Origin of the sequence: Thiolapillus sp. (assembly GCF_048562965.1) — a bacterium.
Lineage (GTDB): Bacteria > Pseudomonadota > Gammaproteobacteria > Chromatiales > Chromatiaceae > Thiolapillus > Thiolapillus brandeum_A.
Genome location: NZ_JBHNMF010001146.1, coordinates 1 through 834, shown reverse-complemented (window position 1 = coordinate 834; position 834 = coordinate 1). Strand labels below are relative to the sequence as shown.

Sequence of the window (834 nt, the reverse complement as noted above, 5' to 3'; positions counted from 1 at the left end):
CCAACCGGCGGCGGGACAAGATCAAGCTTCTGTATTGGGAAGACAATGGCTTCGTGCTCTATTACAAGAGCCTGGCCGAGGAGAAGTTTCACTGGCCGGGTGGTGAGGAGGAGCTGGTTTCCAAGCGTGTCTTCGGCCTCGTGATAGATTTTGGGACATCCCAGTCCCCAAAATCGACTCAGCCTTTGACAACCTATTTGTGCCCCAGCCGTCCTGGTCACCAAGCACTACGCAACAACTTCGCAAGCTCGTTGCTGCTCCGTACTTGACTCCCATATGACTGGACGCCGCGTTCGGAGGCCTACTTTGTTTTCCCTCTGGCGCAAGGCACGCAGGGAAAACAGTGCGGCCTCGCGGCTACTGGGGACTACCAGCCTTCGCTTCGCTCTCCATGGCTGGCAGCGGCTGACCGGGCAGCAGATCAACTGGCTCCTCGATGGCTATGACATCGGGGCCATGAAAGGCCACAGAAAGTTGCAATACGAGGCCACTTTCTGATGCGATAAGCGATTGAAAATGATAGAATATGCTGCATGAAACCGGTGCTGGACACTTCCCCGAATCCCTCTGCCCCAGCATCGTTCCCTTCAGCCGATCTGCTTCGGATTCTTGAAGAAAAAGATCGCTCTCTGGAAGAGAAAGACCGTCTTCTGGTGCAACAGCAGGCCCTGCTCAAAGAGCGGGAGGCACTCATCGCCGAGCAACAGAAGCTGCTCCGACTGATGGAAGAGCAGCTGCGCCTGGCGCGGCTGCGCAAGTTCGGCGCACGCAGCGAGAAGCTGCCCTTCCAGGGTGAGTTGTTCGACGAAGCCGAGCTGGAAGTCTCCCTCGAAG

3 protein-coding genes are annotated in these 834 nt (G+C 57.0%); all 3 read left to right on the top strand.

Translation table 11 applies throughout. The features are described from left to right. On the top strand, positions 1-269 hold a 269-nt coding region (gene tnpB, locus ACOCD2_RS22915), incomplete at its 5' end, for an IS66 family insertion sequence element accessory protein TnpB (RefSeq protein WP_293650935.1). Positions 270-306: 37 nt separating this feature from the next. Further along, positions 307-498, top strand: coding sequence for a hypothetical protein (locus ACOCD2_RS22910; protein WP_293682073.1), 192 nt, complete (start codon positions 307-309; stop codon positions 496-498). Between the two features lie 35 nt (positions 499-533). After that, a partial coding sequence (locus ACOCD2_RS22905) for a hypothetical protein (protein ID WP_419626207.1) occupies positions 534-834 on the top strand: 301 nt, incomplete at its 3' end.